The sequence below is a fragment of the Streptomyces polyasparticus genome, assembly GCF_014493765.1.
Classification (GTDB): Bacteria; Actinomycetota; Actinomycetes; order Streptomycetales; family Streptomycetaceae; genus Streptomyces; species Streptomyces polyasparticus.
Map to the genome: position 1 here is coordinate 156,838 of NZ_JACTVJ010000025.1, position 16,190 is coordinate 173,027.

The following is a 16,190-nucleotide window of genomic DNA, read 5'->3' on the forward strand; positions in this document are numbered from 1 at the left end:
AGACGAGCGGCAGATCTCCGGAGGCGAGCGGCAGATCTCCGGAGGCGAGCAACAGCTCTCCGGAGGCGGGCAGCAGGCATCGGGGCCTGCGCGGCAGATCCCCGTGGTCGTGCTCGCCGGTTTTCTGGGAGTGGGCAAGACCACCCTGCTCAATCACCTTCTGCGGGGCAGCGGCGGCACCCGGGTCGGCGTCGTCGTCAATGACTTCGGAGCGATCGAGATCGACGCCATGTCCGTCTCGGGGCAGGTCGGTTCCACCGTCTCGCTCGGCAACGGCTGTCTGTGCTGTGCCGTCGACGGCAGCGAGCTCGACGCGTATCTGGAGAAGCTCACCCACCCGTCCGTGGGGCTCGACGTCATCGTGATCGAGGCCAGCGGACTCGCCGAGCCGCAGGAACTGGTGCGGATGCTGCTCGCCAGCGAGAACCCGTACGCGGTGTACGGCGGGCTCGTCGAGGTGGTCGACGCGGCCGAGTTCGAGGCCACGCGCGAGCGGCATCCCGAGCTCGAACGGCATCTGGCGCTGGCCGACTTGATCGTGCTCAACAAGGTTGACCGGATCAATGCCGAGGCGCTCGGGCGCCTGCGCGATGCCATCGCCGGGGCCGGCGCGACAGCCGCGGTCGTCGAAGCCTCGTACGGCCGGATCGATCCCGAGTTGCTCTTCGAGCGGCGCCCGAGCACGGAGCGGATCGGGCAGCTGTCCTTCGACGACGTACGGGAGGAAGTCGGGGCGGACGGGGAAGACGGGGAGGGCTGGGAGCAAGGGGGCCACGAAGGACACGAAGGTCACGAGAGCCGCGGAGGCCACGGGGCCGGGCACGAGGGCCACTTGCACGCCGCGTACGAGACCGTCTCGTTCGAGGCACGGACCCCGATGAGCCCGCGGCGGCTGCTCGACTTTCTCGATGCGCGGCCCCAAGGCCTCTACCGCATCAAGGGGTTCATCGACTTCGGCGACCACGACCGGCGCAACCGGTACGCGCTGCACGCCGTCGGCCGGTTTCTGCGGTTCACGCCCGAGCCGTGGGGTCCGGGGCAGGAGCGGTGCACACAGCTGGTGCTGATCGGCGCGGGCGTCGATACGGCCGCGCTGACGGCCGGACTCGAGCGGTGCCGCGACGACGTGCCGCAGGATGTCCGGCCCGAGGCCATGTGGGGAGTGCTGCGGTTCGTACGGCAGGACGGCAGCGAGGAGGCCGAGTTGGTGCCCGAGGCGGGGCAGGCCGTGGATGCGGCGGACGGGGTGGACGAGCTGGGCGAGTCGTTCGAGCTGGACGAGTTGGACGAGCTGGACGAACCGGAGTCGGACTAGGCGGACGAGGCCGCCCACGGCAAGGGGCCGGACCCGGCTGACGCCCGAGTCCGGCCCCTGTGAGGCTCCGCCGGTTACACCAGCCCCGACACCGCCGCCACCGGCTTGCCGAGCGAGATGCCCGAGCCGTCGCGGCGCGGGTCGAGCTCAGGCAGCTCGGCCGGAGTGCCGTTGCGCTGGGCCGCCTTCGCCGGCACCGGACCCGCCCAGGCGAAGGACAGGCAGTCCTCGCCCTTGAGGAAGCGCTGCGCCCGGACACCGCCCGTGGCCCGCCCCTTGCGCGGGTACAGGTCGAACGGTGTGGCCTTGGCCGTGGTCTGCACCGAGTCGTCGAGCGTGCCGCGTGAGCCCGCGATGGTGAACACCACCGCGTCCGCCGCCGGGTCCACCGCCGTGAACGCGATCACCTTCGCGCCCGCCGCCAGCTTGATGCCCGCCATGCCGCCGGCCGGGCGGCCCTGCGGGCGGACCTGCGATGCCTGGTACCTGAGCAGCTGTGCGTCGTCCGTGATGAAGACCAAGTCCTCCTCGCCGGTGCGCAGTTCACACGCCCCGACGATCCGGTCGCCGTCCTTGAGCGTGATGACTTCGAGCTCGTCCTTGTTGGCCGGATAGTCCGGCACGACGCGCTTGACCACGCCCTGCTCGGTGCCGAGCGCCAGGCCCGGCGAGGACTCGTCCAGCGTCATCAGACAGATCAGGCTTTCGTCGTCCTCCAGCGAGAGGAACTCCGAAATCGGCGCGCCGCCCGAGAGGTTGGGCGCTGATGCGGTGTCCGGCAGCTGGGGCAGATCGATGACGTTCAGACGGAGCAGACGGCCCGAGGAGAGCACCGCGCCCACCTCGCCGCGCTGGGTCGCCGGCACCGCCGAGACGATCACGTCGTGCTTGACGCGCTTGGCCTCGGCGTCGAAGGAGACCTCGCCGTTGGCCGTACGGGCGAGCAGTCCCGTGGAGGAGAGCAGCACCCGGCACGGGTCGTCGGCGACCTCGAGCGGCACCGCGGACGCGGGGGCGCCCGCCGACTCCAGGAGCACGGTACGGCGGTCGGTGCCGAACTTCTTGGCCACCGCGGCCAGTTCGGTGGAGACCAGCTTGCGCAGCTCGCTGTCCGAGTCGAGGATCGCGGTCAGCTCGGCGATCTCGGCCTTGAGGCGGTCGCGCTCCGACTCCAGCTCGATCCGGTCGAACTTGGTGAGCCGGCGCAGCGGGGTGTCGAGGATGTACTGCGTCTGGATCTCGCTCAGCGAGAAGCGCTCCATCAGGCGCTCCTTGGCCTGCGCGGAGTTGTCGCTGGAGCGGATCAGACGGATGACCTCGTCGATGTCGAGCAGCGCGACGAGCAGGCCCTCGACCAGATGCAGGCGGTCCTGCTTCTTGCCGCGGCGGAACTCGCTGCGGCGCCGTACGACCTCGAAGCGGTGGTCGAGGTAGACCTCAAGGAGCTCCTTGAGGCCGAGCGTGAGCGGCTGGCCGTCCACGAGCGCCACATTGTTGATACCGAAGGACTCCTCCATCGGCGTCAGTTTGTAGAGCTGCTCCAGAACGGCCTCGGGCACGAAGCCGTTCTTGATCTCGATGACCAGACGCAGGCCGTGCGCACGGTCGGTGAGGTCCTTGACGTCGGCGATGCCCTGCAGCTTCTTCGCGCCGACCAGGTCCTTGATCTTGGAGATGACCTTCTCGGGGCCGACGGTGAAGGGCAGTTCGGTGACGACGAGGCCCTTGCGGCGCGCCGTCACGTTCTCGATCGCGACCGTCGCGCGGATCTTGAAGGTGCCGCGCCCGCTCTCGTACGCGTCCTTGATGCCGCCGAGGCCGACGATCTTGCCGCCCGTGGGCAGGTCGGGACCCGGGACGAAACGCATCAGCGTCTCGAGGTCGGCGCCCGGGTGCTTGATGAGATGGCGGGCCGCGGCGATGACCTCGCCGAGGTTGTGCGGCGGCATGTTGGTGGCCATGCCGACCGCGATCCCGGACGCGCCGTTGACCAGGAGATTCGGATACGCGGCCGGCAGTGCGACCGGCTCCTGCTCCTGCCCGTCGTAATTGGGCGTGAAGTCGACCGTGTTCTCGTCGATGGACTCCGTCATCAAGGACGTGGCGTCGGCCATCCGGCACTCGGTGTACCGCATCGCGGCCGGCGGGTCGTCATTGCCGAGCGAACCGAAGTTGCCGTGCCCGTCGACCAGCGGAAGCCGCATGGAGAACGGCTGCGCCATGCGGACGAGCGCGTCATAGATGGACGCGTCGCCATGGGGGTGCAACTTACCCATGACCTCGCCGACGACGCGGGCGCACTTCACATAGCCGCGGTCGGGGCGCAGCCCCATCTCGTTCATCTGGTAGACGATCCGGCGGTGCACCGGCTTCATGCCGTCGCGGGCGTCCGGCAGGGCGCGCGAGTAGATGACCGAGTACGCGTACTCGAGGAAGGAGCCCTGCATCTCGTCGACGACGTCGATGTCGAGGATCTTCTCCTCGAAGTCGTCCGGCGGCGGGGTCTTCGTGCTGCGGCGGGCCATCGCTGCTGCGGCTCCTTCACCTACAAGTGCGGTTCTCTGACGCGGACCATTGTGGACCGCGCCACTGACAACGCGGACGCCGACCCGGCCACGGAGCACGGATGTGATCGCTCTGGGCTGAGCGGAGACGGGAACTTACCCGGATGTCCGCGCGCTTGCATACAGTGACAGAACTCTCCACCCGCACGTACTTCACGCATTCGAAGGGACCACATGCCCATGGGTCACACGGCCACCGCCGAGGCCGGCTCCGGCGGCCTGACAGCGACCGAGCACCGGCTGGCCAACGGCCTGCGCGTCGTGCTCTCCGAAGATCACCTGACCCCAGTCGCTGCCGTGTGCCTCTGGTACGACGTCGGTTCACGGCACGAGGTCAAGGGCCGTACCGGCCTCGCCCACCTCTTCGAGCACCTGATGTTCCAGGGCTCGGGCCAGGTGAAGGGCAACGGGCACTTCGAGCTGGTGCAGGGCGCGGGCGGTTCGCTCAACGGCACGACCAGCTTCGAGCGCACCAACTACTTCGAGACCATGCCCGCCCACCAGCTGGAGCTCGCGCTCTGGCTGGAGGCCGACCGCATGGGCTCGCTGCTCGTGGCCCTCGACGACGAGTCGATGGAGAACCAGCGCGACGTCGTCAAGAACGAGCGGCGCCAGCGCTACGACAACGTCCCGTACGGCACCGCGTTCGAGAAGCTCACCGCGCTCTCGTACCCCGAGGGCCACCCGTACCACCACACACCCATCGGCTCGATGGCCGACCTGGACGCGGCCACGCTGGAGGACGCGCGGAACTTCTTCCGTACGTACTACGCGCCGAACAATGCGGTGCTCTCGGTCGTCGGCGACATCGACCCCGAGCAGACCCTCGCCTGGATCGAGAAGTACTTCGGCTCCATCCCGTCCCACGACGGAAAGCAGCCGCCGCGCGACGGCTCGCTGCCCGAGATCATCGGCGAGCAGAAGCGCGAGGTGATCGAGGAGGAGGTGCCGGCCCGCGCCCTGATGGCCGCCTACCGCCTGCCGCACGACGGCACGCGCGAGTGCGACGCGGCCGACCTGGCGCTGACCGTGCTCGGCGGCGGCGAGTCCTCGCGGCTCTACAACCGTCTCGTACGGCGCGACCAGACCGCTGTCGCCGCCGGGTTCGGCCTCCTGCGCCTGGCCGGTGCTCCCTCGCTCGGCTGGCTCGACGTGAAGACCTCCGGTGACGTCGAAGTCCCGGTGATCGAGGCCGCCGTCGACGAGGAGCTCGCACGGTTCGCCGCCGAGGGCCCCACGGCCGAGGAAATGGAGCGCGCGCAGGCCCAGTTGGAGCGCGAGTGGCTCGACCGGCTCGGCACCGTCGCGGGCCGCGCCGACGAACTGTGCCGCTATGCCGTCCTGTTCGGCGACCCGCAGCTGGCACTCACCGCCGTGGACCGCGTCCTGTCGGTCACGGCCGAGGAGGTCCAGACGGTGGCCAAGGCCCGGCTGCGCCCCGACAACCGCGCGGTCCTCGTGTACGAGCCCGTGCACGCCGACGACGCCGACGAAAGTGACGTAGAGGAAGAGGAGGCGGGGCAGTGACCGAGCTCTCCACCATGGAATTCCACCCGCAGCCCCAGGCCGGCGAGGCCAAGCCCTGGGCCTTCCCCGCCCCCGAGCGCGGCACACTGCCCAACGGCCTGACCGTGTTGCGCTGCGACCGTCCCGGCCAGCAGGTCGTCGCCGTCGAGATCTTCCTCGCAGCGCCGCTCGACGCCGAGCCGGAGGGCCTCGACGGGGTCGCGACCATCATGGCGCGCGCCTTCTCCGAGGGCACCGACAAGCTGAGCGCCGAGGAGTTCGCGGCCGAACTGGAGCGCTGCGGCGCCACGTTGGACGCGCACGCCGACCACCCGGGCGTACGGGTCTCGCTCGAAGTCCCCGTCTCGCGGCTGCCGAAGGCGCTCGGTCTGATCGCCGACTCGCTGCGCGCACCGGCGTTCGCGGACAGCGAGGTCAGCCGCGTGGTGCGCAACCGCCTCGACGAGATCCCGCACGAGCTGGCGAACCCCTCGCGGCGCGCCGCCAAGGAGCTCTACAAGGAGCTGTTCCCGGCCACCGCGCGGATGTCGCGGCCGCGCCAGGGCACCGAGGAGACGGTCGGGCGCATCGACTCCCAGGCCGTGCGCGCGTTCTACGACGCGTGGGTGCGGCCCGCGACGGCGACCGCCGTGATCGTGGGCGACCTCTCCGCCACGGACCTCGACGCCCTGCTCGCCGAGACCCTCGGACAGTGGACGGGCACGCCCGGCCAGGCGCGCCCCGCCGCCCCGGTCACGGCCGACGACACCGGCCGCGTGGTCATCGTCGACCGGCCCGGCGCCGTCCAGACGCAGCTGCTCATCGGACGCATCGGCCCGGACCGGCACGACCGTGTGTGGCCGGCCCAGGTGCTCGGCACGTACTGCCTGGGCGGGACTCTGACGTCCCGTCTGGACCGCGTGCTGCGCGAGGAGAAGGGCTATACGTACGGCGTACGGGCCTTCGGCCAGGTCCTGCGGTCCGCGCCCGACGGCAGCGGCGCGGCCATGCTGGCCATCAACGGCTCGGTGGACACGCCCAATACGGGCCCGGCGCTCGAGGACCTGTGGAAGGTCCTGCGCACGCTCGCGGCCGAGGGACTGACCGACGCGGAGCGCGAGACGGCGGTGCAGAACCTCGTGGGCGTCGCACCGCTGCGCTACGAGACCGCGGCCGCGGTCGCCAACACCCTTGCCGACCAGGTCGAGCAGCACCTGCCGGACGATTTCCAGGCGCAGTTGTACCGGATGCTCGCCGAGACGGGCACGGTCGAGGCGACCGCCGCCGTCGTCAGCGCGTTCCCGGTGGACCGTCTGGTGACGGTCCTCGTGGGCGACGCGGCCGAGATCGCGGAGCCCGTGAAGGCGCTCGGGATCGGTGAAGTGACGGTTGTCACGGGCTAGGTGACGGACTGGGGCGGATCCAGCAGGCCCGCCGCAGGTGAACAGGGACTCCAGAGCCTTCTGGGGTCCCTGTTCTACGTAGTTATCCGTGTATGTCCGAATTGGTACGGAGGTTGAGGGTCTGCCCTGTGGCATGCGCTACAAAAGGCCGGTTCCGTTTGTTGATTGAAAGATGTCCCGCTTAGCGTCGGTCCGGCTGTTCGTCCGCTGTACGCCGCATCCGCGGCAACGGGCAGTCATCGCCGAGTCCCCGTCAGGCGCGAGCCTGGGGAGCCGGGGACCCATACGCAGTCCCTGGGGTGAATCGGAAGCCGTCGCGAGACGGTGACCGTAGGAGACCTTCCTGCTCCGAACCCGTCAGCTAACCCGGTAGGCGAGAAGGAAGGAAAGGACACCGCCGCTCCATGGCTTTCTCCCGTGCCACCGGGAAGCACCGCCGTCCCAGCGCGCTGACGCGCAAGTCGGCGAGCATCGCGGGCGTCGCCGCCCTCACCACCACCGGCGTGATCGGCTCGCTCGGCTCCACCGCGTACGCCGCGGAGGCCTCCGTCGAGGACACCGGACTCACCAAGGCCGTCTCCATCGGCGACACCCTCACCGAGCGCATCGACGCCCAGGCCGCTGCCCAGCAGGCCGAGGCCGAGCGTGCCGCCGCCGAGCAGAAGGCCGAGGCCGAGGCCAAGCGCAAGGCCGAGGCGAAGGCCAAGGCGGAGCGCGAGGCCAAGGAGCGCGCCGCCCGTGAGGCCGAGCGCAAGCGTCTGAACTCCTTCACCACGCCGATCGCCGGCTCCTACGTCTCCACCGGCTACAAGGCCGGCGGCGCCGTCTGGTCCTCCGGCAGTCACACCGGCGTGGACTTCCACGCCGCGTCCGGCACCTCCGTGCACGCGGTCGGCATGGGCACCGTCGTCGAGGCCGGCTGGGGCGGCGCGTACGGCAACAACATCGTGATCAAGATGAACGACGGCACGTACACCCAGTACGGCCACCTCTCGTCCATCGCCGTCACCGTCGGCCAGCAGGTCACCCCCGGCCAGCAGATAGGCCTCTCGGGCGCGACCGGCAACGTCACCGGCCCGCACCTGCACTTCGAGGCCCGCACCAGCCCCGACTACGGCTCGGACATCGACCCGGTCTCGTATCTGCGCGCGCACGGCGTCAGCATCTGACCCACCGCGTCCGGCGATCCGATCCGCATCGTCCCGCGCGAAGGCCCCGGCATCCGCTGCCGGGGCCTTCGGCGTTGTGCGCGCCTTCTGTCCGCCTTGCCCGCACCTGCCTTGTGTCTGCCGTAACCCGCGAGTAAATGCAACCCCATGAATTCCCGCCGTGCATCGGGAAATTGGGGGAGTCTGCAATAGAGTCGAATTACGACGAGCAGCAGGGCGGTGGTCAGGTCATGCGCATTCCCGCGCAGTCGGTATGCACGGCCATCCGGGACGACATCGTCTCCGGGGTCTACGAACGGGGCAGCCGGCTCACCGAGGAAGTGCTCGCGCGCCGCTACGGGGTTTCGCGCGTGCCGGTCCGCGAGGCCCTGCGCACGCTCGAGGCCGAAGGCTTCGTCGTCACCCGCCGGCACGCCGGCGCCCATGTCGCCGAGCCCACCGCGCAGGAGGCCGCCGATCTCCTCGAGGTGCGGATGCTGCTCGAACCGCTCGGCGCCGCACGCGCCGCGCAGCGCCGCACCGAAGCGCACCTCAAGGTGCTCCGAGGCCTGGTCAGGCTGGGGCAGGAGCGGGCCAGGAGCGGGCAGAGCGAGGATCTGCGCAGCCTCGGCGGCTGGTTCCACGAGACGCTCGCGCAGGCCTCGGGCAGCCCCGGTCTGATCACGCTGCTCACCCAGCTGCGCCACAAGATCGCGTGGATGTACGCGGTGGAGTCCCCGGAGCGGCCCTCCGAATCCTGGGCGGAGCACGGCGCGATCGTCGACGCGGTGGCCCGCGGGGACGCCGAACGAGCCCGCCAGCTCACCGCCCAGCACACCGAACGGGCCGCCCGCGCACACCGGTTGAGAGGCCGGACGCCGACGGCCCGTGTGAGCGGTTCGCAACATCGCGTAAACATGGCGGGCGGCCGGGCTTAACAAGCGGGCCGTATACAAAGAGATGAATTCGGCGGGGTTTCTTTTGCGTGCCCGCTTATGGCTCGCGCGGGCGAACACGGGGAATTGCGGCCGGCCTGTCCGATGGCCGGAAAACGACGGAGCCGCCACCACCGAATCGGTGATGACGGCTCCATACGAAGAAAACCGCGAAGAAACTCAGACCGTCTCGGGGAGCTCTTCGAGACCCTCGGCGACCAGCTTCGCCAGGCGGTCGAGCGCGGCGTCCGCACCCTCGGCCTCGGAAGCGAGGACGACCTCTTCGCCGCCCTGGGCGCCCAGGCCGAGCACCGCGAGCATCGAGGCCGCGTTGACGGGGTTGCCGTCCGCCTTGGCGATCGTCACGGGGACACCGGCGGCCGTGGCCGCACGGACGAAGATGGAAGCGGGACGGGCGTGGAGGCCCTCGGCCCAACCGACGTTGACGCGGCGCTCAGCCATGTGATGCTGCCCTTCAGATTTCACTCAAGCCTTGTCTAGACCAGTCTCTCATGCTGCGGCGGATGGTCTTGCAGGACCAAGGTCCGCAGCCGTCCGACCTAGGGCCTGACACCCCGGGTCACCCTGGGCCGGAGCCCCGGGGCCACCTCGGACCGGGCCCGAGGTCTTCCTAGACTGCAACGGTCCCGCCGGGCGCGCGACCCGTACCCTGGCCCCATGCAGCAGCCGCCGGAGCCGATGCAGCACAAGCCCGCCGCTCAGGACGAGCAGGGCGAGCAACACGCGTATCCCGCGCACTGGGAGGCCGATATCGTCCTGCGGGACGGCGGCACCGCCCGGATCAGGCCCATCACCACCGAGGACGCCGAGCGGCTCGTCAGTTTCTACGAGCAGGTCTCGGACGAGTCGAAGTACTACCGCTTCTTCGCGCCCTACCCGCGCCTGTCCGACAAGGACGTGCACCGCTTCACCCATCACGACTACGTGGACCGGGTGGGGCTCGCGGTGACCATCGGCGGCGAGTTCATCGCGACGGTGCGCTACGACCGGATCGACGAGAACGGGCGCCCCGCCTCCGGTGACGCGGACGAGGCCGAGGTCGCCTTCCTCGTGCAGGACGCCCACCAGGGGCGCGGTGTGGCCTCCGCGCTGCTCGAACACATCGCGGCGGTGGCCCGCGAGCGGGGCATCCGGCGTTTTGCCGCCGAGGTGCTGCCCAACAACAACAAAATGATCAAGGTGTTCCGGGACGCCGGATACACCCAGAAGCGCAGCTTCGAGGACGGCGTGGTCCGTCTGGAGTTCGACCTCGAACCGACCGAGGCCTCCCTCGCGGTGCAGCGCGCCCGGGAGCAGCGCGCCGAGGCCCGCTCGGTGCAGCGGCTGCTCGCGCCCGCGTCCGTGGCGGTGATCGGGGTGGGCCGGCAGCCCGGCGGCGTCGGGCGGACCGTGCTCCAGGGCCTGGTCAGGGGCGCTTTCACCGGTCAGGTGTACGCGGTGAACCCGGCCGCGTCCGGTCCCCTGGAAGGTGTGCCCGCCGTCCCCTCTGTACGGGACATCGCCGAGCCCGTGGACCTCGCGGTGATCGCCGTCCCCGTCGCGCAGGTGCCCGCCGTCGTCGCCGAGTGCGGCGAGAAGGGCGTACGGGGACTGGTCGTCCTGTCCGCCGGCTATGCCGAGTCCGGGCCCGAAGGGCGGGAGCGGCAGCGGGAGTTGGTGCGCCAGGCCCGTTCGTACGGCATGCGGCTGATCGGGCCGAACGCCTTCGGCGTCCTGAACACCGCACCGGACCTGAGGCTCAACGCCTCGCTCGCCCCCGAGCTGCCCGCCGCGGGCCGGATCGGTCTCTTCACCCAGTCGGGTGGCATCGGCATCGCGCTGCTCGCGGGGCTGCACCGGCGCGGCGCGGGGCTCTCGTCGTTCGTGAGCGCCGGCAACCGGTCCGACGTCTCCGGCAACGACCTGCTCCAGTACTGGTACGACGACCCGCGCACCGACGTGGTCCTCATGTATCTGGAGTCCATCGGCAACCCCCGTAAGTTCACCCGTCTCGCCCGCCGCACCGCCCTGGCCAAGCCCCTGGTCGTGGTGCAGGGCGCTCGGCACGGCGGGGTCGCGCCGGCCGGGCACGCGGTACCGGGCACGCGCCTTCCGCACGCCACGGTCGCGGCGCTCCTGCGGCAGGCCGGCGTCATCCGGGTCGACACGGTCACCGAGCTGATCGACGTCGGCGTACTGCTCGCGGGCCAGCCGCTGCCGGCCGGGCCCCGGGTGGGGATCCTCGGCAATTCGGAGTCCCTCGGTCTCCTCACGTACGACGCCTGCCTGGCGCAAGGCCTGCGCCCGCAGCGCCCCCTCGACCTGACGACCTCGGCCGCGCCGGCCGACTTCCGGGCCGCGCTGTCGCGTGCGCTGGCGGACGACGGCTGCGACGCCGTGGTGATCACCGCGATTCCCTGGGTACGGGAGGGCGGCGACGGGGCCGCCGACCGCGAGGCGCTCGCGGCGGCCGTCCGCGAGACGACGGCGGCCGGTCCGGCGAAGCCGGTGGTGGTCGTGGCGGTGGAGCTCGGCGGTCTGGCCGAGGCGCTGTCGGCGGCCACGCGGACGGCGCCGGGACGGATCGGGGTCGCACCGGTGCCGGATGCGGCCGTATCCGACAGTGAGCAGGCCGCCTCGGAGCCTGCCGCCCCGCTGGAGCAGGACCAGGCCCGGTCACAGGACTCCGACGCGCGGCCCGTCGCCCTGGCCATCCCCACCTACCCCGCCGCCGAGCGCGCCGCCCGCGCACTCGGCGAGGCCTGGGCCTACGCGCAGTGGCGGCGCGAGGCCGCCGAGCCCGGCAAGGTCCCCGAACTGGAGCGGATCGACGAGCAGGCGGCCGACGAGCGGATCGAGGCGGCCGGCCGCGAGCGCGGCGACACGGCGGGCTTCGACCTCGGCCCCGTCGAGGCGCGCGCCCTGCTCGCCGACTACGGCATCGAGGTCACCGGGTCCGAGCCCGCATGGGACGAGTCCGCCACGGTCGAGGCCGCCGCGCTGATGGGCTACCCCGTGGCCCTCAAGGCCACCGCGCCCCATCTGCGCCACCGCCCCGACCTCGGCTCCGTACGCCTCGATCTGGCGAACGAGGAGCAACTGCGGTCCGCGCACGCTGAGTTGACCGGCCTGTTCGGCAAGGGCGAGGAGGCGCGTCTGGTCGTCCAGCCGATGGTGCCCAGGGGAGTGGACACGGTCGTACGGGCCTCGGTGGACCCCGGGGTCGGCGCCGTCCTCTCCTTCGGCCTGGCGGGCGCGCCGTCCCAGCTGCTCGGCGACACGGCCCACCGCCTGATCCCGGTCACGGACCGTGACGCGGCCGCCCTGATCCGCTCGATCCGCACCGCACCGCTCCTCTTCGGCTGGCGCGGCTCGGACCCCGTGGACACCGCGGCCCTGGAGGAGCTCCTGCAGCGCCTTTCCCGGCTGCTCGACGACCATCCGCAGGTGGTGTCGGTGGATCTGGAACCGGTGATCGTCGCCCACCGCGGCGCCCACGTCCTCAGCGCCCGGGTCCGCCTCGCGCCGCCGCCGGCCCGCGACGATCTGGGGCCGCGGACGCTGCCTGCGTACTGACGCGGACGCCGACTGCGCGCGGACCGGAGTGGGGCGTTCGGCGCCGGATGCGGAGCCAGTTGCCCTTGCGGCGGGCGATTCACCCCCTATCTACGCTTTTGGGGATCGGTCCCCGGCTCCCGCCGGGGGCTCCGGCCCCGGGCCCCGGCCCGTAGGATGGGCGCATGGCGAAGACCGGTACGACGACCCAGGGGCTGCGCGCGGCAATCGAGCGCAGCGGCTATTACCCGGCCCTTGTGGCCGAGGCGGTGGAAGCCGCCGTCGGCGGGGAGCCGATCGTCTCGTACCTGGTGCACCAGGAGACCACCTTCGATGCCAACGAGGTGCGCCGCCATGTCACGGTCCTCGTCCTGACCGGCACCCGCTTCATCGTCAGCCACACCGACGAGCAGTCCGCCGACAGCAGCTCCCCGACGCCGTACGCGACCACGTCCACGGAGTCCGTGAAGCTCGGCCGTATCTCGTCCGTGGTCGTCAGCCGTGTCGTGGCGAACCCCGAGAAGTACCAGCCCGGCACCCTGCCCCGCGAGGTCCTCCTGACCATCGGCTGGGGCGCCGTCTCCCGTATCGACCTGGAGCCCGCCGCCTGCGGCGACTCCAACTGCGAGGCGGACCACGGCTACACCGGCAGCTCCACCGCCGACGACCTGAGCCTGCGGGTGAGCGAGGCAGGCGACGGTCCCGAGACCGTGCGCCAGACCCTGTCGTTCGCGCAGGCGCTGTCCGAGGCGACCGCGGCCACGCAGCGCTGATGGCCGAGCCCGCCTGGCCCGACCCGGAGATCCTCCCGGTCGAGAGCGCACCCGTCCCCGCGTACGGCAGCGGTTCCCTGGCCGATCTGCTGCCGACGCTCGCGGCCGGCATGGAGGTCCCCGGCTTCGAGCCGCGGATCGCCGAGCTCGAGCCCGCCGACCGCAACTGCGTCTTCCTCATCGACGGCCTCGGCTGGCAGCAGCTGCTCGCCCACCCCGACGAGGCCCCGTTCCTGACCTCGCTGATCGCGAGCTCGCGCGGCGGCACCGGACGTCCCATCACGGTCGGCTTCCCGGCCACGACCGCCACCTCGCTGGCCTCCGTCGGCACCGGCCTGCCGCCCTGCAGCCACGGTCTGCCCGGCTATACGGCGCGCAACCCGGAGACCGGCGAGCTGATGAACCAGCTCCGCTGGACCCCGTGGACCTCGCCGGCCGCGTGGCAGCCGTATCCGACGGTCTTCCAGCTGGCCGACCGGGCGGGCGTGCACACCGCGCAGGTCTCGTCCCCGCACTTCCAGAACACCCCGTTGACGAAGATCGCCCTCAGCGGCGGCACCTTCCACGGACGGCTCTCCGGCGAGGACCGTATGGACCTCGCGGCCGAGCAACTGGCCGCGGGCGACCGCTCGTTGGTCTACACGTACTACGCCGAGGTCGACGGCAAGGGCCACCGCTACGGTGTCGACTCCGACGCCTGGCGCGGCCAGCTGATGTACGTGGACCGGCTCGTGCAGCGCCTCGCCGAGCAGCTTCCGCCGCGCAGCGCGCTGTACGTCACCGCCGACCACGGCATGCTCGACGTCCCCTTCGACGACGAGCACCGCATCGACTTCGACCACGACTGGGAGCTGCGCGCCGGCGTGGCCCTGCTCGGCGGCGAGGGCCGCGCCCGGCATGTGTACGCCGTGCCCGGGGCCCAGTCCGATGTGCTCGCCTGCTGGCGCGAGGTGCTCGGTGAACAGTTCTGGGTCGCCTCGCGCGACGAGGCCCTGGCGGCCGGCTGGTTCGGCCCGCCGGGCGCGTACGACCAGCGGGTGTACGACCGGCTCGGCGATGTGATCGCCGCGGCCCGCGACGACGTCCTGATCATCGCGACGGAACGCGAGCCGAAAGAGTCCCTGATGACGGGCAACCACGGCTCGATGACTCCGGTCGAGCAACTGGTGCCGCTGTTGCAGGTCCGCAGCTGACCTCCGCCGCCTCCCCTCTCTCACCTCCGTATCCGAAAGGCGTTCGACCTCCCATGCCCGAGCTGGTGTTCTTCTCCGGAACGATGGACTGCGGAAAGAGCACCGATTCTCTCGGGCAATCGCCATGTTCTGGCCGGGCGGTGGCTGGGTCCGGGGTGTCTGTGATCGTTGTTGCTCATCCCGGCGGGATCGTCCGCTGGGGCTCGTTCTCGAAGGGTTGTCTTGCCTGATGTCCGAACTTGTCTTTTTCTCGGGCACGATGGATTCCGGCAAGTCGACTCTGGCGCTTCAGCTTGTTCATACGCGGACGACGCGAGGGCTGCAGGGGTTGATCTTCTCGCGCGGTGATCGTGCGGGGGAGGGCAAGCTCTCGTCGCGTCTGGGGTTGGTGACGGACGCGGTGGAGGCGAAGCCGGGCCTCGATCTGTATGGGTATGTGGTCGAGGAGTCGTCGCGTGGCGGCAAGGTCGACTACCTGATCGTGGACGAGGCGCAGTTCCTGGCGCCCGAGCAGGTCGACCAACTGGCGCGGATCGTGGATGACTTGGAGCTGAACGTTTTCGCGTTCGGGATCACTACGGACTTCCGCACGCGGCTGTTCCCTGGCTCGCAGCGCTTGATGGAGTTGGCTGACCGCCTGGAGACGCTGCAGGTCGAGGCCCTGTGCTGGTGCGGTGGCCGGGCTACGCACAATGCCCGGACGGTGGGCGGCGAGATGGTCGTCGAGGGCGAGCAGGTCGTGATCGGGGATGTGGACCAGCCCGCCGGTGAGGTCGGGTACGAGGTGCTGTGTCGACGGCATCATCGCCGTCGGATGTCGAGCGCGTCGGCACGGGCGGCAGTCCTGTCGCCGGATGTGTTGCCGGTGGCGTCAGGCTGACGGTGCTCCCTGGACTTGTCGTTGGATGGCGCGTGCGTATCGGCTAGTTCGCCGGGAACTGTGGCTCGGCTTGGAAGCTCGTTCCTGACCTGACGTTCTCCGCGGCCGGCCTGTGCCGGTGCACACGCGTGCACATGCGTGGTGCCGGCGGGACAGGCAGTCTTGCCAACACCCGCACCGGATGGGCTGAACCCACCGGCCGCAGGTTCGAGCCCCGGGCAGGAGCCGCAAAACATGGGAAGCGGGATCTTTGCCAGGTGGGGCTGGGGCGTTGGTGGTGACCGCGACCGTTTTGGTTTGAACGCCGGGTCCCTTCTCAGGCGGGAGCGGTCAAGGGGTGTTGCACCGTTCGTCGGTGGCGGTCTGCTTCATCGTCAGCGCGGACTCCGTGAGGTTGGTTCCAGCATGCGGGGTTGCTCTCAGCGGGGCTGGTGCGTGTGTGCTGCTGGTGCGGTTTCCGGGAGGTTGCGCAGGATGGGCAGGGTGGCGAGGGCGACAGTGGCGACCAGGGCGCCGGGGATGAGGGCCCAGCCGGTGGTTGCGGTCAGGGCGTGGGGTGAGGCCGCCGAAGATCGCGGTGGCGGCGGTGGCGGCGGTGGCGCCGAGGGCGAGGCCGCTGAGGCGTTGCGCGACGGGGAACTGTTCGGCGATCGCGGAGGCGGCGACGGCGCTGATGCCGCCCGCTACGCAGGCGAGCGCGATCGCCCCGGTCAGCGCGGCGGCGAAGTGGCCTTGCGTCATCAGGCCGAACATGGCCATCGGCAGGAGCGCTGCGAGGGTGCCGAAGGCGAGGAGGGTGGGGCGTCGTCCGATGCGGTCGGAGAGGGCGCCGGCCAGGGGTCTGTAAAGCTAACGGTGGTTCTGGGGTTGTTGGGGTTCAGCGCCGGGCGGCGGAGAGCCGGCCGTCGAAGGTGATCT

Annotated in this window: 12 protein-coding genes and 1 riboswitch; of the genes, 9 read left to right on the forward strand and 3 right to left on the reverse strand. The window is 70.8% G+C overall.

What is annotated here, in order from left to right:
* The first annotated feature begins 34 nt into the window (after window positions 1-34).
* Window positions 35-1,315, forward strand: coding sequence for a CobW family GTP-binding protein (locus H9Y04_RS38275; protein WP_187818838.1), 1,281 nt, complete (start codon window positions 35-37; stop codon window positions 1,313-1,315).
* Between the two features lie 74 nt (window positions 1,316-1,389).
* Here H9Y04_RS38275 and H9Y04_RS38280 read toward each other — a convergent pair whose 3' ends face one another.
* Window positions 1,390-3,840, reverse strand: a complete 2,451-nt coding sequence (locus tag H9Y04_RS38280) for a DNA gyrase/topoisomerase IV subunit A (RefSeq protein WP_187818810.1) — start codon at window positions 3,838-3,840, stop codon at window positions 1,390-1,392.
* Between the two features lie 219 nt (window positions 3,841-4,059).
* Here H9Y04_RS38280 and H9Y04_RS38285 point away from each other — a divergent pair, with 219 nt between their 5' ends.
* The 4 genes from H9Y04_RS38285 (at window position 4,060) to H9Y04_RS38300 (ending at window position 8,874) form a co-directional block, all read left to right on the forward strand.
* Window positions 4,060-5,406: a M16 family metallopeptidase gene (locus tag H9Y04_RS38285; protein ID WP_187818811.1), complete on the forward strand. Its 1,347-nt coding sequence runs from the start codon at window positions 4,060-4,062 to the stop codon at window positions 5,404-5,406.
* Window positions 5,403-6,788, forward strand: coding sequence for a M16 family metallopeptidase (locus H9Y04_RS38290; protein WP_187818812.1), 1,386 nt, complete (start codon window positions 5,403-5,405; stop codon window positions 6,786-6,788). Before H9Y04_RS38285 ends, H9Y04_RS38290 begins: the two co-directional genes overlap by 4 nt.
* Before the next feature lie 230 nt (window positions 6,789-7,018).
* Window positions 7,019-7,178, forward strand: a riboswitch (cyclic di-AMP (ydaO/yuaA leader).
* A 14-nt stretch (window positions 7,179-7,192) separates the two neighbouring features.
* Window positions 7,193-7,957: a M23 family metallopeptidase gene (locus H9Y04_RS38295; RefSeq protein ID WP_187818813.1), complete on the forward strand. Its 765-nt coding sequence runs from the start codon at window positions 7,193-7,195 to the stop codon at window positions 7,955-7,957.
* A gap of 230 nt (window positions 7,958-8,187) precedes the next feature.
* Window positions 8,188-8,874: a GntR family transcriptional regulator gene (locus H9Y04_RS38300; protein WP_187818814.1), complete on the forward strand. Its 687-nt coding sequence runs from the start codon at window positions 8,188-8,190 to the stop codon at window positions 8,872-8,874.
* A gap of 177 nt (window positions 8,875-9,051) precedes the next feature.
* Here H9Y04_RS38300 and H9Y04_RS38305 read toward each other — a convergent pair whose 3' ends face one another.
* A complete protein-coding gene (locus tag H9Y04_RS38305) occupies window positions 9,052-9,333 on the reverse strand; it encodes an HPr family phosphocarrier protein (protein WP_093611298.1) in 282 nt (93 codons plus the stop codon).
* 216 nt (window positions 9,334-9,549) lie between these two features.
* Here H9Y04_RS38305 and H9Y04_RS38310 point away from each other — a divergent pair, with 216 nt between their 5' ends.
* The 4 genes from H9Y04_RS38310 (at window position 9,550) to H9Y04_RS38325 (ending at window position 15,272) form a co-directional block, all read left to right on the forward strand.
* Window positions 9,550-12,447, forward strand: a complete 2,898-nt coding sequence (locus H9Y04_RS38310) for a bifunctional acetate--CoA ligase family protein/GNAT family N-acetyltransferase (RefSeq protein ID WP_438818204.1) — start codon at window positions 9,550-9,552, stop codon at window positions 12,445-12,447.
* Between the two features lie 164 nt (window positions 12,448-12,611).
* Window positions 12,612-13,199: a DUF5998 family protein gene (locus tag H9Y04_RS38315; RefSeq protein WP_187818815.1), complete on the forward strand. Its 588-nt coding sequence runs from the start codon at window positions 12,612-12,614 to the stop codon at window positions 13,197-13,199.
* Window positions 13,199-14,392: an alkaline phosphatase family protein gene (locus tag H9Y04_RS38320; protein ID WP_187818816.1), complete on the forward strand. Its 1,194-nt coding sequence runs from the start codon at window positions 13,199-13,201 to the stop codon at window positions 14,390-14,392. Before H9Y04_RS38315 ends, H9Y04_RS38320 begins: the two co-directional genes overlap by 1 nt.
* A gap of 229 nt (window positions 14,393-14,621) precedes the next feature.
* Window positions 14,622-15,272 carry a thymidine kinase gene (locus H9Y04_RS38325; RefSeq protein WP_187818817.1) on the forward strand — a complete coding sequence of 217 codons (651 nt, stop codon included), beginning with the start codon at window positions 14,622-14,624 and terminating at the stop codon, window positions 15,270-15,272.
* Window positions 15,273-15,602: 330 nt separating this feature from the next.
* Here the strand turns inward: H9Y04_RS38325 and H9Y04_RS38330 are convergent, their stop codons facing one another.
* Complete coding sequence (locus tag H9Y04_RS38330; RefSeq protein WP_214662063.1) at window positions 15,603-16,109, reverse strand: MFS transporter; 507 nt, start codon at window positions 16,107-16,109, stop codon at window positions 15,603-15,605.
* Between the last annotated feature and the right edge of the window lie 81 nt (window positions 16,110-16,190).